We start from the raw sequence: 19,445 nt of genomic DNA, 5'->3' as shown, positions 1-19,445 counted from the left end.
AATCATGTAAAATGGGCTATAGGAGGCTCTATGTATAAATTAATATCCTTAGATTTAGATGGTACTTTGTTTAACGATCAAGACCAAGTCAGCAAAAGAAATATGACGGCTATTAAGTCTTGTCATCAAAATAATATAGAAACAGTTGTGGCCACAGGCAGACCACCTAGGTTTACTTTTGGTAGGGTGCCTGAAGACTTATTAGGTGGTTACTGCATCTGTTACAATGGAGCCATGATCTTTTATAATCAATCTATCATCCATGAAATTAACATGGATGATAAACTTGTAAAAGAGATTATCCAAATGGTTGAGACTATGGACGTGTCTATCAAGGTATCTATTGAATCGAATGATAAGATATATTGTAATTTCAATTTAAGGGACTTGTGGCCTAAAATAGACTATGAGCCTATTGAAAACATTGATTATAAAAAAGTCTGTAAGATTCTTATTATGAATCAAGAGTCATTGGATTATGATAAACTGCAAAAGCAATTTGGTCACTTATGTAATATGATTCAAACCGATCATGGCAGACTCATAGAAATTATGCCTATGGGTGTCTCTAAGTATGACGCCATTAAATGGGTGGCTGATAAAGAGGCTATTTGTATAAAAGAAATAATCGCCTTTGGAGATGATTTGAATGATCTTGAAATACTAAAAGGTGTTGGCTTAGGTGTTGCCATGGAAAATGGTCACACAAAGTTAAAAGAGGTTGCTGACCATATAACACTAAGTAATGTAGAGGACGGCGTAGCGGCCTGTTTAGAAGATATAATAAGGAAGTTGTCATGAGTGAAATGATTCGTATAAAAGAAACCATTGAAGGTGTTATATCGGCTATTCATTCTGTGATTCAAGTAGACGTAACGGTTATTGACAGAGATTACAACAGAATTGCGGCGACAGGGATATATACCGACCAAATTGGTAAACGTGTTGCCAAGAACTCTGTTTTTTATAAAGCCCTTCATAATGGGCATGAGTACATTGTGGAATCACCACGTGAAGAAGAAGTCTGTTTTGATTGCGAGAATAGAGTAGAGTGTAGAGAGTATGCTGAGGTTTGTTGTCCTATATTCTTAGAAGATCAGGTCGTTGGCATTATTGGACTTGTTGCATTTGATGAGTTTCAAAGAGATGAAGTGCTTAACAATAAGTTAAACCTTCTAAACTTTTTAAAGCAAATGGCTAAATTGATTTCGTCGAAGCTTTTAGAAAACCGTCAGCAGGAAATCATGTTAACTCAATCAAAGGAGATTGAGGTTTTATTTAACTACATAGACACAGCTGTGGTTTCAATAGATACAAATGGAAAAATAGTTAGGTACAATCAAGTTGCAAAGGAACTCTTAAATATAGAGAGTAAGTCTTGTGATTTGCCTTTTTCTGCGACTTCTAAACAGACAGTAAGTGATCATATTACTTGTACTTTAAATGGCAGGGAAGAGAGACTCATTTACCAAACAAGACCTATTATTATTGATGGCAAACTTGAACAGACCGTTGTAACCTTTAAAAAGGAAATGGATTTGATCCATGAGATGAATGATCTAGTCAACATGAAACATGCCATCAGTTTTGATCATATCATAGGTTCTGGTCCTCAAATAACTGAAGTCATCAATAAGGCCAAGTTATCTTCTAAGTCAGATTCTACAGTCTTGATACAAGGTGAATCAGGCACCGGTAAAGAACTTTTTGCAAGGGCTATACACGATGAATCTAAAAGAAAAAATCAACCTTTTGTAGCCATCAATTGTGCAGCTATACCTGAGAGTTTGATTGAAAGTGAACTGTTTGGTTATGCAGATGGTGCTTTTACAGGTGCCTTAAAGGGTGGCAAGCCTGGTAAGTTTGAACTTGCAGATGGTGGTACAATATTTTTAGATGAAATTGGCGATATGCCCATTCACTTGCAGACCAAGCTTTTAAGGGTCTTGCAGGAACGGGAAGTTGAAAGAGTCGGTGGTAAGGGTGTTATTCCTATAGATGTAAGGGTTATTGCTGCAACCCATCAAAATCTTGATGAACTCATTGAAGCAAAAATGTTTAGGTCTGACTTGTATTACCGTTTAAACGTCATTCCAATTATGTTGTTACCTTTACGTGAGCGCTTAGATGACTTAAATGAACTATCGGACTTCTTTTTAAAGCGCTACAGTCAAAAGCTTGAAAAGAATATTCTAGGTTTTTCTGAGGAAGTGATACTTTTCTTTGAAGCTCATGACTGGAAGGGTAACATTCGTGAAATGGAAAACACCATAGAGTATGCTGTTAATATGGCAACTTCTGATATGATTACATTTAAGGATTTACCTGAAAAACTAAAATCTTATTCTGCTAAGGTATCATGTCAGTGTCATGTAAGAAATTTAGAAGACTTAGAAAAACAAGAAATAGAAAGAGCACTTGAACAGTTTGGTCGAGATAAGACTGGTATCCAGGAAGCTTTACAGGCTTTAGGTATTTCAAGAGCTACCCTGTATAGAAAAATTAAGTATTACGATTTGTAGTCTCATATTGAGAATAGTCTCAATGTGAGACTATTAATTTTTGCGATCAATCTCAAAATGAGACTAAACACCCTCGATAAGTCATCTATAAGTTGGCACGCACTTTGCGTAATATAAAGGCGGAGGGATAAATTATGAGAATTGAATTGATAGATTTATTAAAAAGAGAAGTAAAACCAGCTATGGGATGTACAGAACCAGTTGCAGTTACTTTAGCAGTAGCTAAGGCAAGACAAGCAGGTCAGCATACATCAATTGACAAAATTAAAGTAGACGTAAGTCCTAATATATTTAAAAATGGCCTGTCGGTAGGTATTCCTAAAACTGATGAGGTTGGTATTGCAATGGCCAGTGCAATCGGTGCTGTTTCAGGTGATGCAGAACTTGGTTTAAAGATCTATGAGACCATTGAAATTGCAAAAATCAAAGATGCAAAAGACTTGATGAAATCTGGAAAGATGGAAGTTGGCATTGCTGATACAGACGAGAAAGTATATGTATCTGTAGAAATTGAATCTGCTATGGGGAAGACAGAGTTGGTTTTATCAGGCCTACATAATCATTTTTCTTACATCAAACATAATGAGCATGTCTTATTAGATGATCCTTACATTGGATGTTCTTGCGATTTTGATATCAGAACATTTACTGTAAATGAGTTACTAGATGAAGCAGAACATGCGACGCTTGATGAGATTGGCTTCTTATTGGATGGTCTTAAGATGAACGCTACAATATCTGCAGTAGGTTTAGAGCAACCACTTGGTTTAGGTGTTGGCTTTAATTCTAAAAAAGCCATTAATGACGGTTTACTAGGTGATGATTTAGCCAACAAGGCTATGTACTACACTGCAGCTGCATCAGATGCAAGAATGTCAGGTATCTCTTTACCTGTTATGTCGTCTAATGGTAGTGGTAACAATGGTTTAACTGCTATACTGCCACTGCTCGCTTTTAGAGATCAGTATGATACGAGTGATGAAAAAATGGCAAAGGCACTTGCAATGAGTCATTTATTAAACTGTTACATCAAATCTGAAATAGGCAGATTATCGGCTTTATGCTCTTGTGGTATTTCTGCTGCAACGGGATCAGGTGCTGCTATTACTTGGTTACTGGGTGGTTCAAGACAAGAGATAGCTGGTACCATTCAAAATATGATTGCAAACTTATCGGGAATGATTTGTGATGGTGCTAAAAACTCATGTGCTTTGAAGCTTGCAACGGCTGCATCTACAGGTGTTAAGGCTGCAATATGGTCTTTAAACGGAACTATTTCTTCACCTAAAGATGGTATTGTTGGTGGCTCTGTAGAGGAAAGTATTAAAAACTTAGGTGTCCTAAGTGCACAGGGCATGAAGCTGACAGATTCAACGATTTTAAGCATAATGAGAGAAATGCAATAATAGGAAAAGGTTTGACTAACATCAAACCTTTTTTTTATGTCGTTTTTATTGTAAAATATGAAAAGGGGGTAGCCATGAATATATCATCACAAATAACATTCTTATATTTTAAGGATTATGAAAAAGGTTGTCAGTTTTTAGAGAAGGTCTTATCACTTGAACCAGTATTTGATCCAGGTTGGGCCAAAGTGTTTCGTTCGACAGGCAAGTCATTTATAGGGGCTGTAAAAGCTTCAGAAGGTTCTATTGATTCAGAAAGAAAAGGTGGGACACTTATCAGTCTGACGGTTGATAATGTAGAAGACTATTATGATGATTTTGTAGGAAAAGTAGATGATTTATCTGAAATCAAGTACTTTGATGATATTGGTTTAAGGTCGTTTTTCTTTAAGGGACCTGAAGGCTATGACTTTGAAGTTCAGGAGTTTTTAAAGGACGATTTGAAAGAGTTATTTTAGGTGGAATATGAATTTTAAAACTGTTTTTCAAGAGGCTGAGAGTCTTGATGTTATAAAAAAATCAAAGTTCATAGGTTATGCAAAACCTATTGAGACTGTTGAAGAAGCACAAGCCTTTATTGAAGAGATAAAGAAAAAGCACTGGGATGCCAATCATAATGTACCGGTTTATGTTCTTGGGGATAGATTTCAAGTGCAAAAGTACAGTGATGATGGTGAACCATCAGGCACAGCAGGTGTTCCCATTCTTAATATTCTTAAGAATGAAGGTATTACCAATGTTGTCATTGTTGTGACTAGATATTTTGGTGGTGTAAAATTAGGTACAGGTGGTCTTGTAAGGGCTTATAGCCAGTCTGCCAAGTCAGCCTTAAAAGAGGCCAAAGTCATTGAAATGATAGCCTATCAAGAAGTATCTGTAAGTATGAATTACACCTTACATGGTAAGTTTCAAAATTATCTAAGTCAAAATGAAAAGTTCTTGCTAAGAGATACCATCTATACAGATGGTGTTCAAACTTTATTGTATATTGCAATAGATGATGTGGAAGCTTTTAAAAATAAAATAATTGATATGACAAATGATCAGGCAGATATTGTGTTAGGTGATGAAGAAATGCTAGCCATATCTGATGGTGTTTGGATAAAAGGAGAATAGAAATGATTGAAAAACGTGTAGAACATGTTGTAACGTGGTTAAGAGAACAAGTAGAACTTTCTCATACAAATGGTATATTGGTAGGTTTATCAGGCGGTATTGATTCATCTGTAGTAGCTTGCTTGATTAAAAGAGCCTTTCCGGAAAACTCTATAGGCGTGATCTTACCATGTAAAAGTAATGATAAAGATAAAGAAGATGGTATTGCAGTAGCTGAAGCATGTGGTCTTGATTACATAGAGGTAGATTTAACTGAGGCTCATGACAACATCTTTAATAAGGTTAATGATGCATTAGGTGATAGAGGACAAAAGCGCCGTTTGACAGACGCCAACTTAAGAGCGCGTCTAAGAATGTCTACTCTTTATACAGTTGGTAACGATATGGGTTATCTAGTAGCAGGTACAGACAATGCTGCAGAGCTTCTTACTGGCTATTTCACCAAGTATGGCGACGGTGGTGTGGACATTCTTCCACTTGCAAGACTGACTAAAAGAGAAGTATTCGAGTGGGCAAAATATCTTGGAGTCCCACAATCGGTTATTGATAGAAAGCCTTCAGCTGGTCTATGGGAAGGTCAGACAGATGAAGAGGAAATGGGCGTTACTTATGATGCCATTGATGCTTATATTGAAGGAAACTTTGTATCAGATGAGGACAAGCTTGTAATTGAAAGAATGAATAGAGTGACAGAACATAAACGCGTGATGCCGCCTATGCCAAGACCTTTTAATGATTAGGGAAACATTGTGTTTCCCTTTCTGTGTTTAAAGGTGACTTATTGGGTATATGGGAGATAATATGATTAAACGATTTAAACCAGCGGACTTTGAAGAGTGTTTGATGGGATTACCGATTGAAAACTGGCTACTTGTGGATGAAGAAGGGTACAATAATGAAATGTTAGGGGATCTTTTGCGTCCCAAAATGTTGATATCTCATTTGGAGGAGTTAAAAGGTATATCCTATGACGGCCATTACAAGATTAGAGCCTTTACTAACCTTGAGGATATCTATTCAAGTAATCTGCCAGAATGTTTTAAAAAAATTCTTAAACACTCAGTAGATCAGGCAACCTATCACTCTCAAACATTGGGTTGTCATGTTATTAATCTTCAATATGATGATTATCTTATGCCATATCTTGTAGCAGTAGATGCATCTTTTCTTGTAAAAGGTTACATGAAAGAACGTCTACTAGAAATGAAATCTTATCATCTGTCACCTGATAAGGTCAATTTTAGGTACAATGAAATTCCTTATGAACTCAGATTGAAGCATGGTGATTTTACCCATATGGATTACGACAGAGTAACGTGTGAAATTGAAGGTGGAAGATTAGAGTTTTCATACTTTGTCGGTGCAGTCGTTGAAAACGGTTACTACAAGGATTATAAGATAGCCATTCAACTGCCGTCTACAAGAATTATCAGGAGTCTGGATTTAGAAGATATCATGATTGGACATCCTGTCGACTTAGATGAGTATTTAAAAAATGAGTTAAGAAAAGTGTTTCATAATTACAACAGTAGCCATAGACTTGCAAATATAGGCGCCAAGGATATGGAAAATATATTTGAAGAAGTACTATGGGAAATCGTCTATAAATTTTCAGAAAGGAGTTATCATGACAAGTCGTGATAGAGTTAAACGCCGGATTGATTTGGCAGCAGGGAGAGACAAGGTTCAGCTTGTTCTTAAAAACTGTAAGATTATCAACGTTTTTTCTCATGAGGTCAATGAAGGACATATTGCCATTGACTCAGGTAAAATCATTGGTATCGGTGATTATCAAGGTTTAGAAGAAGTTGATATGAAAGGAAAATATGTAGCACCAGGCTTGATTGACAGTCATGAACATCTTGAGTCTGCAATGGTTACGCCTGCTCAAATGGCACGTGTCGTTATTCCAAGAGGAACAACAACCATAGTGGCAGATCCTCATGAAATAGCCAATGTATGTGGCTTAAAAGGCATTGAATTTATGATGAAGTCAGTGGAAAAAACACCACTTAATGCATTTTTCATGTTGCCATCGTGTGTACCGGCTACACCATTTGAAACATCAGGTGCCAAACTTCTAGCAGAAGATCTAGATACTTTAATGGATAGAACCAACGTCCTTGGCCTTGGCGAGTTAATGGACTTCCCAGGTGTGATAAGTGGACGTGAGGACATCATTGACAAAATGATGATTGCACAAAAGAAAATCATTGATGGTCATGGCCCTATGATTAAAGGCAAGTCATTAAATGCCTATATGATAGGTGGCGTTAAAACAGATCATGAATGTTCTAATTTAGATGAAATGAAAGAAAGACTTGATCGTGGCATGTATATCGCTATTCGTGAAGGGTCTGCCGCGCGTGATCTAAAAACTTTAGTTCAAGGTGTTACTCAGAGTAACTCTAGAAGGTGTACCTTATGTACAGACGATAAGAGTCCTGAGGACATTTTAAAAGAAGGCCATGTTGACTTTTCTATCAGAAAGGCCATAGAACTTGGTATTGACCCTATTACAGCTGTTCAGATGGCTACTATCAATACTGCAGAATGTTATTATCTAAGAGATATTGGTGCAATTGCACCTGGCTATGATGCAGACCTGATTGTCATTGATGACTTAAAGACATTTAACATAGAACAGGTCTATAAAAATGGTGTCAAGGTGGCTGAAAACAACAAGGCTTTGTTTGAAGTAGAGGAGACTGACACTTCTGACGTAGTAGAAACCGTTAAGTTAAAGCCTGTTCAAGAAGAGGATCTAAAAATCAAGTTGGACTCTGATATTGTTAATGTCATCAGCGTATTGCCATTCAGTCTTGTGACTGAGAAAAATATCAGAAAAGTTCATTTGGAAGATGGTTATTTCGTTAAACACAAGTATATTGATATTGTAAAACTTGCTGTTATTGAAAGACATAATGCTACTGGAAACATTGGTCTTGGTCTTGTAGAAAACTTCAAACTGTCTGGTGGTGCAATAGCTACTACAATCGGTCATGATTCTCATAACTTGATTGTTATAGGTGACAATGATGAAGATATGTTAAAGGCGATTCAAGAAGTTGAGAAACTTGAAGGCGGTATAGCAGTAGTTTCAGATGGTGAGGTCAACTCACTACAACTTAGGATTGCAGGTTTGATGTCAGATAGGCCTATGGAGTTTGTTGCTGAAAGATTAAAGGAATTGTTACAGATAGCCCATGATAAGCTTGGTGTAAATGACAAGATTGATCCATTTATGACACTTAGTTTCTTGGCTCTACCAGTTATACCTGATTTGAAATTGACAGACAAGGGTCTGTTTGATGTAGTGAAGTTTGATTTTATGGAAATAGAGGTGAAAGAATGAAAAAGGTAAGTATTGAATATTGTACATCGTGAGGTTACACGCCAAAGGCAGTTAGCCTTGCAAGTGTATTTTTAGAAAACAAGAAAAACGCAATTGCTGAACTGAAAATTATACCATCATCTGGTGGTGTATTTGAAGTGGTTTTAGATGGTGAGTTGATTTTTTCGAAAAAAGAAGTAGGGCGTTTTCCAACACCTGAAGAAATTAAAGAACTAACAAATAAAATCTAGCCGAATTGGCTAGATTTTTTTAGAATATTTTAGTTGTCCATTCTTCTAGATTCCAAACATCTGTTACGATGTCTTTATAAAAGTCAGGTTCATGACTGATGAGTAAAACTGAGCCACGGTATTCTTTTAAGGCTCTTTTTAATTCATCTTTAGCATCTTGGTCTAAGTGATTGGTTGGCTCATCGAGAACAAGGACATTTGTTTCAGAGTTAATCAGTTTACAAAGTCTAACCTTGGCTTGTTCACCACCTGATAATACAACTACTTTTGATTCAATATGCTTAGTTGTTAAACCACACTTAGCAAGTGCTGCACGGACTTCAAATTGTGTAAATGAAGGAAACTCAGCCCAGACTTCTTCAATACAAGTATTGTAGTTGGCTTCTTTAATTTCCTGTTCAAAGTAACCAATATCTAGTTTAAGACCTCTTTCAACAGATCCTTCTAGTCCTTTTAACTCACCTATTAAAGATCTCAATAAAGTTGTTTTACCAACACCATTAGCACCTGTAATAGCAACCTTTTGACCACGCTCCATAAGTAAGTTAAGTGGCTTTGATAAAGGCTCTGTATAACCAATGACTAAATCTTTTGCTTCAAAGATTAACTTGCCCGGTGTTTTACCATATTTAAAGTGAAACTCTGGTTTTGGCTTTTCTCTTGCAAGTTCAATTCTGTCCATTTTATCAAGCTTCTTTTGACGTGACATGGCCATATTTCTTGTTGCAACTCTTGCCTTATTTCTAGCAACAAAGTCTTCAAGTTTGTTGATTTCTTGTTGCTGTCTCTTATAAGCAGCTTCTAATTGAGACTTCTTCATTTCATAAACTTCCATGAAGTCATCGTAATTACCAACGTATCTATTAAGCTCTTGGTTTTCCATATGATAGACCAAGTTAATGACTTCATTTAAGAATGGAATATCGTGTGAAATCAAGATAAATGCATTTTCATAATTTTGTAGATATCTTTTTAGCCATACAATATGTACTTCATCTAAGTAGTTAGTCGGCTCATCCAGTAATAGGATATCAGGCTTTTCTAGTAGAAGTTTTGCCAGAAGTACTTTGGTTCTTTGGCCACCAGATAAGTCATGTACGGACTTGTCTAATCCTACATCTGTAAGGCCAAGACCTTTTGCAATTTCTTCAACTTTTGAATCAATGATATAAAAATCGTTATTGGTAAGGATGTCCTGAATATTACCAACTTCCTCCATTAATTCATCCAGCTCTTCTGGAGACACTTCACCCATTTTTTCATAAATTCTGTGTGTTTCTGCTTCTAAGTCAAATAGGTATTGAAAAGCAGTTTTTAAAACATCTCTTATGGTCATACTTGCATCTAAAGATGTATGCTGGTCCAAATAACCAACACGGACATTTTTAGACCAAGTAACAGTACCTTCATCTGGCATTAATGTATCTGTGATGATGTTCATAAATGTAGATTTACCTTCACCATTAGCACCGATAAGACCGATATGTTCACCTTTTAAAAGTCTAAATGAGACATCATTGAAGATGGCTCTGTCACCGAAACCGTGACTTAAATTCTTAACTGTTAATATACTCATTATTATTTTCCTTTTCTAAATACAAACCACTTTTGATTATATAATAGTCTATCAAGGAAAACAAGCCTAGATAAGTTTACGTCAGTGATTTATTGTGGTATGATATGAAAGGAAATAATTTAAGATAGGAGAGAATTTATGGGTAGAATAGGTACTATCATAAACAAAAAAGGTAAGATGGATGCTAAGAGAGCAAAAATCTTTACTAAGTTAGGTCGTTATATCATGGTTGCTGCAAGAGAAGGCGGCGGAGATCCTGAATATAATGCAGCCCTTAAAAGTGCTATTGAAAAAGCTAAAGCGGCTAACATGCCGAAAGATAATATTGAAAGATCAATCAAAAAAGGTACTGGAGAATCTGACGGTGCTGTCTTTACTGAATTAAAATATGAAGGTTATGGTCCAGGTGGTATCGCTGTTTTGGTTGAATGTCTTACTGACAACACAAACAGAACTGCTGCAAACATCAGATCATACTTTGTAAAGGGGAATGGTAACTTAGGTACAAACGGTTGTGTATCTTTTATGTTTGATCATAAGGGTGTTCTGGTAATCGACAGAGATGAAGAAACAAACATCGACGAAGAAGAACTAGAAATGCAAGTAATTGAGGCGGGTGCTGAAGATTTCACTGTAGAAGATACTCATTTTGAAATTATTACAGATATTGAAGATTTCGGTACAGTTAGAGATGAGTTAGCTGGAGCGGGATACGAGTTCTCAATGGCAGAACTAAGATACCTTCCACAGACTATGACTGAGTTAACAACACCAGAAGATCTAAAGGCTATGAACAAGCTTATCGATTTAATGGATGATGATGATGACGTGCAAAATGTCTACCACAACTGGTTAGAGACTGAATAAGATAAAAACGCCTTTGCATCATGCAAAAGCGTTTTTTTTTATTAATCTTCTTTAAATTCATATAGGTATACATCAAAAGGTTCGTCATCATAACCTTCAAAGCCTTTTTCTTTTAAGAGCGTTACCTTGTTTTGGTCATCTGTCATTGTCATCAAGTAATCCTTGTTCTTAGTTTTCTTTAAATGGTTGACAATGGACATAAGCTCATCATTTATGTCATTATGATATACTATGGACAGGCTGTTTTCTTTGTTATAGAGATCTGAAATGATCAGGTAGTCCAAACCGTGTTTGTATATCTCGCCTCTGTCAAAAAAGGTTTTTATCATCAAGTCATCTAGAGTAAAGAAAGTCCAATCACAGGCGTAATAGGCCTTGTTAAACAAAGGTTTAAAATAGTCCATTATTTGATTGTAATCAACATTGTTATCACTGATATAATCGCAAGTTTCATCTAAGTCATAGGTCATGACCTTATAGTCGTGAATTTTTTGGAAAGGATATTTTTTTAGCATCTTTACACTTTCATTTTGGTACCATGTCGAAAGATTGAGATGCTCAAAACCGAGTTTTTTACATAGGTCAAGCTGATAGTCAGCAAGAATTTTAGCATAACCTTTTCTTCTTTTATTTGGATCAACTCTAATGCCTTCCAGCCAAAGGTTTCCAGGTTTGATGATCGAAAGTTTGGTACATCCGACTATTTGACCATCGTCTTCTAATACTGTAAATTCACCAGGTGCTTCTAACCATTTATCAAATACATTTTTGATATAGTCGCCGTCATCCCAAGTTTGTTTTGTCATTTCTAGTATAGGCCTCTTGTCTTTTATATCTGCTTTTCTGATTAACACGCTTAGTCCTTTCTATACATATCTAATCGATTCTTTTACATTTTAACATTAAATATATAAAACCTGAAGATTCAATCTTCAGGTAAAAAGCAAGAAGGACTTCTTATAAATTTTATTCTAAAGGTATATAGCCTGAGAAGTTTCTTTTGCCGGTTGCTATAAACCTAATCAAACGACCATCGACAAACTGTAGACCAGCATCATTTTTTATCTGTACGATATAATAGATATCTGAAGTATCTTCTTGATTTACTTTTGGACCAAGAGCCTCTATAGCAATGTGACGACCATCATATGAAGGCATACCCACAGGATTTGATAAATAGGCTGTGGCTATTTTTAGCGCTTGTATGTTTTCGGTTTCATCTGCATACATATGAACCACATGTAGAGAGAATTCTGAAACATCAACTGAAGAAGCATCAATGAGCTCATCAAATTCTAAGACAATCTTATGGGCGATTGCCTCTGAGTCAAGTGCTAAAGTTTTGTAAGTAACTTGAACGGTCTCAAAAGGTAATTGAACAGGTCCTAATGGAATCTCTTCATCTAAATCATTTCTATCGTATACTGCACTATCATTGCTACATGCAAGAAGCATTAAGAGTATGCAGATAATGATAGCCAAATACTTGATAAGAGCATTGCTTGTTTTCATTTTACAACTCCTTTCTGCAGTAATTCTAGTATTGTTTATACACCACAGGCAAAGCCTAAATATGTTTATATGCTTTTTTCTTGGACAATGTGTGGTGACAAGCATTATACATAAGCATCACTCCCTAATATTTGTTTGCAATAAAATGACCGACCTTATAGTACAAGGCCGGTTACGCTATTAGACTGCTTCAATAATATGGCGTCCAAATAAATATTGAAGTTACTGTCTTCCTCAATTATAATTATACCCGAATTGGCGAAAAATAAACGATTGTAGGTAATATTTACTATTTTGTATCTCAAGATAGTACAAATTTTACCAGACCTATAATTTACATGTTTTAGATTTATTAGAATGGGCATATTCTAATTAAGAAGGTAAAATAAGTTTTATCATAAATGATTATGTGTTATATTTAATCTTAGGAGGCGGTTATGAGAAAAATATTTCAAAAGGATAAATCGCATGTAACTAAACATGTATTAAGTGTTTCTGCTATTACATTAGTGGCAACCGTTGCCATCACTTGGATTGGTATTATACAAATTAAGGCGAAAAAATAACTAAAGTCAAGCTTTAGTTATTTTAATGTTTAAGAAAAATTCTCTTATGTAGTTGTTGACTGTGGTAAGCTGCCTCGATGATTCTCATGACATTGAAACCATCTTTTGAAGAAATAACTAGAGGCTGATTATTTATGATATGGTCGTATAAGTTGTCATAAAAAGCCCGGTAATCACCATTTTCGTTTTGAACTTCAGTTTCTGTGGTGGTCTTTAAAAGCCCTGTCGTGTTCTTACCATAATCAGGATGGCTTGTAGCCATGCCATCTCTTAATTGACCTTCCTGGCTGTCCAGTCCGTATTTTGTATAAGAGCCTTCAGTACCATGAACCATAAATCTAGGTATATCAGCATTAACAAGCATACCAGCCTTTAAAGTAACTTTAAGTTCAGAATAGTAGAGGATGACCTCAAAAGCGTCATCTGTTTGACCGCGTCTTTGATTGGAAATGTCTGCATAAACTTCTTGAGGTAGACCGAATAAATCAAGTGCTTGATCTATAAGATGAGAGCCTAAGTCGTACAATATACCAGAACCAGGTAGGTCTTGTTCTCTCCAAGCTTGCTTCTTAAAGGTGTTTCTAAATCTATCGAAATGTGATTCAAACTCAACAATTCTTCCAACCTTGTCTTCATTTATAAGTGATTTTAATGTTAAATAATCACCATCAAATCTGCGATTGTGATAGACCGCTATAGATTTCTTGCTATCATGTTCTAAGTCCATCAGTCTTAATGCGTCATGAGTTGTAACTGTAAATGGTTTTTCTATGACGACATGTTTCTTATTTAAAAGGGCTTTCGATGCCAAGTCAAAGTGAGAGGTGTTCGGTGTGCAGACAACAACCACATCAATAGACGGATCTTCAAATATCAAGTTCACATCCGATACTATTTCTACATCAGGATGTGATTTAATTGCTGTTTCAGTATTTTTTTTACTTCTTGTATAAATCTTTTTTATACAGAACTTATCCATTTCCTTTAAAATCATACCATGAAATATATGACCAGATAATCCATAACCAATAATGCCAACGTTTATTTTCATATAATGCCTCCTAAACTTTTGATACCCTTTCTGAATAGCTTCTAACAGCTACTTATTAATAAGCATATAGGTTATAATTATTATACAGGAGGGCATATGCAAAAGAAAGTAGTATGGATAGTGGTTTTAGCTTTGGTAATTATATTGGCTTATTCAAACCATGAAAAAAGTATAGAAGTTAGTGAACTTAGACAGGATATCATTGATCTTAATGGTGATAACTTAGGTTTAAAGGAAGAACACCTGAAGCTTGAGAACGAGCTTAGTAATCATCTAGCACAGGTAGATGATTTAACCGAAAGAATAAATACTCAAGAACTTTATCTTGACAACTATGAAAGCATCTTGTTAGAGTTTGCCAAAGATGAGACGTTTGAAACATTCTTGCTTTTGAATCGCAGAAATAAGTTGCTAGCAGTAGAAACTGATGAAGGGCTTCTAACGGTGCCTTATCATGGGAATGTGTATACTGGGGATGAATCATACAAAATTATTGCCAGCATCTCTACGAGAGATCTTGACTATAGAATAGAAGAATTAGGGATTTATAATCAGTGGCCAGTAGATATGAGGCGAATCATCGATCCTAAGGGATTTCCAACTGATTATCCCCCTGATGCCATGACCATTGATGTTGTATCCAAAGAAGAGGAAAGCTTTACCATAAAGTCTATCAGTAAGTGGCTTTTGGAAATGGTATCAGATACCATTAATATTCACCACACTATGCCTGATAAGGGGATCGATTATTTTCCTACTAGTCATTTAGAGCTTGAATACAATGGTGGCTTTGAAGGTGAAGGTTTTGTTGAAAGCTTTGAACCTATCGAAGGTGGCTTTTTATGTAGGAATCAACAAAACACTGCTATGGGCAGTGATTATACACTAGAAGTTAAGTCGGATGGTATCTATATGACTTCTATATCCAATTCAGACATAGGTGAGATGTCTACAAACAAAAAGCTTTTACCGTCAGATATTTATGAGGGAGCATCTTGGTTAGTTGATGACCATAAGTATGAAATACAAGAGATGGATGTTTTGGTAGAGGTGCCAGCAGGTATATATAAGACAATTAAGGTTGTGACAGACCATGATGAGCCCAAGGTATTTTACTATGCGCCAGGTATTGGCCTTGTCCGTATAGAATTTTATGGACTAGTTGAAGAACTCATAGATATAAGGATTCTTGAGAGATGAAGAAAAGTATTTTAGTAGGCAGTTTAATTTTAAGTCTTATTATCAATGTCTATTTGTATAATGACAGTCAAACAAAATATGAAGTCTTAAAAGACAATGAAACCAACTTAAAAGGTGAGGTTTTTAATCTCAGTGAGGAAATAAGAGAGTTTGGATATGATATTGAAGACAATCAAATTCTTATTGAGGACTTAACTGAAGCAGTAAAAAGCTATGAAAGTCTAGTGCTATCTTTATTAGAAAATAAAGAAGATACATTTGACTTTATTAACTCTGCCTATAGGTATAAGATGACGTATGAACTTGATGACATGTCTTTTGAAATACCAGACCATGGTAAAATTTATACAGATGCTAATCGAGTTATTGTAAAACTTGAAGTTGTTAAACCACCTCACTTTGATAACCGTGTGATTGATTATGAGTTTCACAACAACAATGTAACGCCTCTTATAAGACAGATTGATTATGGCCATGCAAGGATTCTTGATTTTTCAGACAATCATATAGATTTTGAAATTGATCTAGAAAACCGTGATACTTTCTTCTTAGAACTTACAGGTATGTTTAAGAAAGCCTTCGATGTAGACTATGATCACATTGAGATTATAAAATATGCTTCTGAAGACTTAACCAGAGGTAGTGATTATTTTCCAAGTGAACGTTTAATGTCTTTCTTTTCAGGTGAAAACATTGAGTTTTCATTTGAATACCTTCCAAATAAAGGGGAGCTTATAGCAGATGGTGACTTTTCAGATACTCTTGAAATGGAGATAAATGGGTATGTGAAGCTTATAAACACAGAAGGCGCTGACCTAAGTTCTATGGTGCTTCCAGCTCATATATTTCTTAATCAATATTTCATGCAAAGAGATCTACTTTCAGTCGTCACTGATACAGACATAGAAGTTGAGGTACCTGCGGGTTTATTTACCTGTATAGAGTTGACGACTTATAGTGGGGACCAAGTTGTTGAAAGGTCCTATTATGCTAAAGAGATTGGTTATGTAAAGATGATCTTTAGAGAGAATGTTTATGAACTGATCAAATACGAGAAAAAAAGCCAGTGAGGAAACTGGCTTTTTCTTTTGAGCAGAGTTTTGAGTGAGTGAGTTCTGCTCAAGGTATATAGGGAATTATTTCTCATGAATAAAACACCGATGGGAAATATATTTCACATATTTCAGTGTATTCAGTAGAATAATTGGTTACATATAATATATGCAAGATTGATGCCATATGACGATTTTAATTTTAATTGAACTCATTGTATGCTTAGAAGATTTAGTTTGATATACTAGTAGGGCAATCGGTTGCATAGGAGGTATAATGATACAAGTTAAGAATGTTTCAAAGTCTTTTACTGTTTATAAAAAAGACTCAGGCTTTAAAGGGGCAGTTAAAGGACTATTTAAAAGGCAAAAGGAAGAAATCAAGGCTGTTAAAGATATCAGCTTTCAGATAAACAAAGGAGAAATCATTGGTTATATTGGTGCCAATGGTGCCGGTAAATCTACCACCATCAAAATGATGACAGGGGTTTTAACACCATCTTCAGGCCAAATTCTAGTTGGTGGTGTGGTACCACATGAAAATAGAATAGAAAATGCCAAACATATAGGTGTTGTGTTTGGGCAAAGGACACAGTTGTGGTGGGACTTGCCTTTAGAAGAGACCTATACAATCCTAAAGGAAATTTACAATGTACCAGACCAGGTTTTCAAGGAAAGATATGATTACCTGACCGATCTATTAGAGATTGAACCTTTTATAAAACAACCCGTTAGAACCTTATCTCTAGGACAAAGAATGAGGGCAGATTTGGCTGCTTCCATGTTGCATAATCCTGATATCCTTTATCTGGATGAGCCTACCATTGGTTTAGACGTTATGGTAAAGGAAAGAATAAGAAAAGCCATTAAATCCATGAACCAAAAGTACAATGTGACGGTTATTTTAACAACACATGATATGAGTGATATTCAGGAACTGGCTACTAGGATTATGATTATTGATAAGGGCGAAATCATTTATGATGGGTCCAAAGAGGCCATTAACAAGCAATTTGGCAATACAAGACAACTTTCTTTAAAAATTGATGGACTGTCAGACCAACACGTGGAGGTCATGACACAGTTTATGGCTGATTATGAAAGTCGTGTTGCAATAGAAGAAGGGGCTTTAAAAATCACCTTTAATCAAGATCAAATCGCTGTTGCTGATATCTTGTCTTATGTGATGGAAAATTACAGGGTTTTAGATTTTTCACTACAAGACCAAAACATAGAAGAAATTGTTAAGAAGCTCTATACAGGGGGTGTATCTTGAAGAAGTTAAAGAACACCTACTGGCCTTTTGCAAGGGCCGCTGTACAAGGTGAGTTTTTAGCATATCCCATGGAGACCTTCTTATACATGTTTGGTATGACCATAGGTATGTTTGTTGTCTATTATATTTGGAAGGTTGTTTATACATCTAATGATGTCTTAGAAGGCTTTACCATGCTTGATATGACAGGCTATATTGTCATGGGCTTTTTATCCCTTAGAACACTTGACGGGGGTACTGTATGGATCATAGCAGATGAAATCAGACAAGGCTCTATTGTCATGAACTTAATCAAACCTATTCATTATCATTTAAGAATATTTTTTGAGACACTAGGGATGGCACTTTTTTTCACAGTACTTTTGATCATACCCGCATTACTAGTTTTAACTCTGATCTTTAAGATTGGTTCACTTGCTTGCATACCATTTTATTTGATATCCCTGTTTTTCGGTATCGTCATAGGTTTTTTATTTGATTTTATCTTTGGTATGCTGGCATTTTATATTAAGAATTTATGGGGAATCGGATTTGGAAAGTCTGCTCTCGTTAGGTTGATGAGTGGTGCTTTGATACCGCTGGTGTTTTTTCCTGAAAGCATTCAAAAAGTATTTGACTTCTTGCCATTTAAGTCCATGGTCTTTACGCCCGTTATGATTTTTTTAGGTAAGTACACAGGTGAAGAAATACTAATAGCCTATGGCAAGCAATTGTTCTGGATTTTACTGTTAATTGTGTGTAACTATTTGATCTGGAAAAAAGCTGTAACAAGATTGACGGTTCAAGGAGGTTAAATGAGATATATTAGAATTTATAAGGTATTTATCCTTCAATACTTAAAGACACTGATGGAATACCGGACAGACTTTTTTATAGGTATGTTGTCTTTTTTCATCTTACAAGCATCAAACTTGATTTTTATCAGTTTGGTCTTTTCAAGAATTCCTCATTTAAATGGATGGTCTTATAATCAGGTATTGTTTATCTATGGATTAAGTCAGATTCCAAGAGGATTAGACCATCTCTTTACAGACAATCTATGGTTGCTGGCTAATTCTTATGTCAGATCAGGTCAATTTGATAAGTATCTACTCAGGCCTATTAATCCGCTGTTTCATTTGATTGCAGAACGTTTTCAGCCAGATGCTTTTGGAGAAATCATCATTGGTGTATCCATATTTACTTATGCATATACTAAGCTAGGTTTGGCTTTTAATTTGCTAGATTGGCTTTTACTACTTGTTGTGATACTAGCAGGGATTATGATTTATACATCTATCAAGCTGATAGGGGGTTCCCTAGCACTTTGGACCAAAAGATCACAACACTTTCTATTTATCGTGTATCAGCTGGCGGATTTCTCATCTTATCCTATGAGTATCTTTTCACAGTTTATCAAAATGGTCTTAACATTTGTGATCCCATTTGCCTTTGTGGCCTTTATACCGGCTTCCTTCTTTTTAGGTATGCCTGCTATTGAGCATACTGTGATCACTTGTTGCTTAGTAGCTTGTATATTATGGTTTATAGCTTACCAGATTGTTTGGAAATCGGGTTTAAAAGCTTATGAGTCGACTGGGAACTGATATATAACATATTTTTTAGCGTTTCAAACGTAATTATGAAAAGTGATAATTGAAAGACGAATACAAAAAAGAGGCGAAATTTTATCGCCTCTTTTAAATTATATTACCACAAAATGTCAAAAAAATCAAG

At 35.6% G+C, this 19,445-nt stretch carries 20 protein-coding genes; 16 read left to right on the top strand and 4 right to left on the bottom strand.

Features of this window, described 5'->3' with window-relative positions:
* Positions 1-30: 30 nt before the first annotated feature.
* The 9 genes from EZV73_RS11725 to EZV73_RS11685 all read left to right on the top strand — a co-directional run bounded on the left by EZV73_RS11725 (position 31) and on the right by EZV73_RS11685 (position 8,629).
* A complete protein-coding gene (locus EZV73_RS11725) occupies positions 31-801 on the top strand; it encodes an HAD family hydrolase (protein WP_240840505.1) in 771 nt (256 codons plus the stop codon).
* Entirely contained in the window at positions 798-2,522 is a 1,725-nt protein-coding gene (locus EZV73_RS11720; RefSeq protein ID WP_240840504.1) for a sigma-54-dependent Fis family transcriptional regulator, read from the top strand. Before EZV73_RS11725 ends, EZV73_RS11720 begins: the two co-directional genes overlap by 4 nt.
* 134 nt (positions 2,523-2,656) lie before the next feature.
* The gene (locus EZV73_RS11715) at positions 2,657-3,928 is read left to right on the top strand and encodes a serine dehydratase subunit alpha family protein (RefSeq protein WP_240840503.1); all 1,272 of its coding nucleotides are present in this window, start codon (positions 2,657-2,659) and stop codon (positions 3,926-3,928) included.
* Between the two features lie 74 nt (positions 3,929-4,002).
* Positions 4,003-4,386, top strand: a complete 384-nt coding sequence (locus EZV73_RS11710; protein WP_240840502.1) for a VOC family protein — start codon at positions 4,003-4,005, stop codon at positions 4,384-4,386.
* 7 nt (positions 4,387-4,393) lie between these two features.
* Entirely contained in the window at positions 4,394-5,044 is a 651-nt protein-coding gene (locus tag EZV73_RS11705; RefSeq protein WP_240840501.1) for a YigZ family protein, read from the top strand.
* Positions 5,045-5,046: 2 nt separating this feature from the next.
* Positions 5,047-5,784: an NAD(+) synthase gene (gene nadE, locus EZV73_RS11700; protein ID WP_240840500.1), complete on the top strand. Its 738-nt coding sequence runs from the start codon at positions 5,047-5,049 to the stop codon at positions 5,782-5,784.
* 61 nt (positions 5,785-5,845) lie between these two features.
* Complete coding sequence (locus EZV73_RS11695) at positions 5,846-6,685, top strand: FAD binding domain-containing protein (protein WP_240840499.1); 840 nt, start codon at positions 5,846-5,848, stop codon at positions 6,683-6,685.
* Complete coding sequence (gene ade / locus EZV73_RS11690; RefSeq protein WP_240840498.1) at positions 6,672-8,399, top strand: adenine deaminase; 1,728 nt, start codon at positions 6,672-6,674, stop codon at positions 8,397-8,399. The genes EZV73_RS11695 and ade overlap by 14 nt, the downstream gene beginning before the upstream one ends.
* Entirely contained in the window at positions 8,396-8,629 is a 234-nt protein-coding gene (locus EZV73_RS11685) for a SelT/SelW/SelH family (seleno)protein (RefSeq protein WP_305037113.1), read from the top strand. Before ade ends, EZV73_RS11685 begins: the two co-directional genes overlap by 4 nt.
* Before the next feature lie 19 nt (positions 8,630-8,648).
* Here EZV73_RS11685 and EZV73_RS11680 read toward each other — a convergent pair whose 3' ends face one another.
* Positions 8,649-10,205 carry an ABC-F family ATP-binding cassette domain-containing protein gene (locus EZV73_RS11680; RefSeq protein ID WP_240840497.1) on the bottom strand — a complete coding sequence of 519 codons (1,557 nt, stop codon included), beginning with the start codon at positions 10,203-10,205 and terminating at the stop codon, positions 8,649-8,651.
* Between the two features lie 138 nt (positions 10,206-10,343).
* On the opposite strand from EZV73_RS11680, the gene EZV73_RS11675 reads away from it, so the two are divergent.
* Entirely contained in the window at positions 10,344-11,072 is a 729-nt protein-coding gene (locus EZV73_RS11675) for a YebC/PmpR family DNA-binding transcriptional regulator (protein ID WP_240840496.1), read from the top strand.
* A 41-nt stretch (positions 11,073-11,113) separates the two neighbouring features.
* Here EZV73_RS11675 and EZV73_RS11670 read toward each other — a convergent pair whose 3' ends face one another.
* A complete protein-coding gene (locus EZV73_RS11670; protein ID WP_240840495.1) occupies positions 11,114-11,926 on the bottom strand; it encodes a GNAT family N-acetyltransferase in 813 nt (270 codons plus the stop codon).
* A 112-nt stretch (positions 11,927-12,038) separates the two neighbouring features.
* Complete coding sequence (locus EZV73_RS11665; protein WP_240840494.1) at positions 12,039-12,584, bottom strand: hypothetical protein; 546 nt, start codon at positions 12,582-12,584, stop codon at positions 12,039-12,041.
* A 437-nt stretch (positions 12,585-13,021) separates the two neighbouring features.
* On the opposite strand from EZV73_RS11665, the gene EZV73_RS28655 reads away from it, so the two are divergent.
* Positions 13,022-13,150: a hypothetical protein gene (locus EZV73_RS28655; protein WP_255813253.1), complete on the top strand. Its 129-nt coding sequence runs from the start codon at positions 13,022-13,024 to the stop codon at positions 13,148-13,150.
* 22 nt (positions 13,151-13,172) lie between these two features.
* Here EZV73_RS28655 and EZV73_RS11660 read toward each other — a convergent pair whose 3' ends face one another.
* Positions 13,173-14,201, bottom strand: coding sequence for a Gfo/Idh/MocA family oxidoreductase (locus EZV73_RS11660; RefSeq protein ID WP_240840493.1), 1,029 nt, complete (start codon positions 14,199-14,201; stop codon positions 13,173-13,175).
* A 96-nt stretch (positions 14,202-14,297) separates the two neighbouring features.
* On the opposite strand from EZV73_RS11660, the gene EZV73_RS11655 reads away from it, so the two are divergent.
* The 5 genes from EZV73_RS11655 to EZV73_RS11635 all read left to right on the top strand — a co-directional run bounded on the left by EZV73_RS11655 (position 14,298) and on the right by EZV73_RS11635 (position 19,315).
* Positions 14,298-15,401, top strand: coding sequence for a hypothetical protein (locus EZV73_RS11655; protein WP_240840492.1), 1,104 nt, complete (start codon positions 14,298-14,300; stop codon positions 15,399-15,401).
* The gene (locus EZV73_RS11650) at positions 15,398-16,471 is read left to right on the top strand and encodes a hypothetical protein (RefSeq protein WP_240840491.1); all 1,074 of its coding nucleotides are present in this window, start codon (positions 15,398-15,400) and stop codon (positions 16,469-16,471) included. Before EZV73_RS11655 ends, EZV73_RS11650 begins: the two co-directional genes overlap by 4 nt.
* Before the next feature lie 259 nt (positions 16,472-16,730).
* Positions 16,731-17,729, top strand: coding sequence for an ATP-binding cassette domain-containing protein (locus EZV73_RS11645; protein ID WP_240840490.1), 999 nt, complete (start codon positions 16,731-16,733; stop codon positions 17,727-17,729).
* On the top strand, positions 17,726-18,523 hold the full coding sequence (locus EZV73_RS11640; RefSeq protein ID WP_240840489.1) for an ABC-2 family transporter protein: 798 nt from the start codon (positions 17,726-17,728) through the stop codon (positions 18,521-18,523). The genes EZV73_RS11645 and EZV73_RS11640 overlap by 4 nt, the downstream gene beginning before the upstream one ends.
* The gene (locus EZV73_RS11635; RefSeq protein WP_240840488.1) at positions 18,524-19,315 is read left to right on the top strand and encodes an ABC transporter permease; all 792 of its coding nucleotides are present in this window, start codon (positions 18,524-18,526) and stop codon (positions 19,313-19,315) included.
* Positions 19,316-19,445 lie beyond the last annotated feature (130 nt).

Source organism: Acidaminobacter sp. JC074 (assembly GCF_022496765.1).
Lineage (GTDB): Bacteria > Bacillota > Clostridia > Peptostreptococcales > Acidaminobacteraceae > JABXKX01.
The sequence above is the reverse complement of the archived record's forward strand: the minus strand, read 5'-3'. Positions and strand labels throughout refer to the sequence as shown.

What these genes read in the sequence shown, in the direction of transcription:
- EZV73_RS11725 (WP_240840505.1), top strand. Translation starts at nt 31, where the DNA reads ATGTATAAATTAATATCCTTAGATTTAGATGGTACTTTGTTTAACGAT.
- EZV73_RS11720 (WP_240840504.1), top strand. Translation starts at nt 798, where the DNA reads ATGAGTGAAATGATTCGTATAAAAGAAACCATTGAAGGTGTTATATCG.
- EZV73_RS11715 (WP_240840503.1), top strand. Translation starts at nt 2,657, where the DNA reads ATGAGAATTGAATTGATAGATTTATTAAAAAGAGAAGTAAAACCAGCT.
- EZV73_RS11710 (WP_240840502.1), top strand. Translation starts at nt 4,003, where the DNA reads ATGAATATATCATCACAAATAACATTCTTATATTTTAAGGATTATGAA.
- EZV73_RS11705 (WP_240840501.1), top strand. Translation starts at nt 4,394, where the DNA reads ATGAATTTTAAAACTGTTTTTCAAGAGGCTGAGAGTCTTGATGTTATA.
- nadE (WP_240840500.1), top strand. Translation starts at nt 5,047, where the DNA reads ATGATTGAAAAACGTGTAGAACATGTTGTAACGTGGTTAAGAGAACAA.
- EZV73_RS11695 (WP_240840499.1), top strand. Translation starts at nt 5,846, where the DNA reads ATGATTAAACGATTTAAACCAGCGGACTTTGAAGAGTGTTTGATGGGA.
- ade (WP_240840498.1), top strand. Translation starts at nt 6,672, where the DNA reads ATGACAAGTCGTGATAGAGTTAAACGCCGGATTGATTTGGCAGCAGGG.
- EZV73_RS11680 (WP_240840497.1), bottom strand. Translation starts at nt 10,205, where the DNA reads ATGAGTATATTAACAGTTAAGAATTTAAGTCACGGTTTCGGTGACAGA.
- EZV73_RS11675 (WP_240840496.1), top strand. Translation starts at nt 10,344, where the DNA reads ATGGGTAGAATAGGTACTATCATAAACAAAAAAGGTAAGATGGATGCT.
- EZV73_RS11665 (WP_240840494.1), bottom strand. Translation starts at nt 12,584, where the DNA reads ATGAAAACAAGCAATGCTCTTATCAAGTATTTGGCTATCATTATCTGC.
- EZV73_RS28655 (WP_255813253.1), top strand. Translation starts at nt 13,022, where the DNA reads ATGAGAAAAATATTTCAAAAGGATAAATCGCATGTAACTAAACATGTA.
- EZV73_RS11660 (WP_240840493.1), bottom strand. Translation starts at nt 14,201, where the DNA reads ATGAAAATAAACGTTGGCATTATTGGTTATGGATTATCTGGTCATATA.
- EZV73_RS11655 (WP_240840492.1), top strand. Translation starts at nt 14,298, where the DNA reads ATGCAAAAGAAAGTAGTATGGATAGTGGTTTTAGCTTTGGTAATTATA.
- EZV73_RS11650 (WP_240840491.1), top strand. Translation starts at nt 15,398, where the DNA reads ATGAAGAAAAGTATTTTAGTAGGCAGTTTAATTTTAAGTCTTATTATC.
- EZV73_RS11645 (WP_240840490.1), top strand. Translation starts at nt 16,731, where the DNA reads ATGATACAAGTTAAGAATGTTTCAAAGTCTTTTACTGTTTATAAAAAA.
- EZV73_RS11635 (WP_240840488.1), top strand. Translation starts at nt 18,524, where the DNA reads ATGAGATATATTAGAATTTATAAGGTATTTATCCTTCAATACTTAAAG.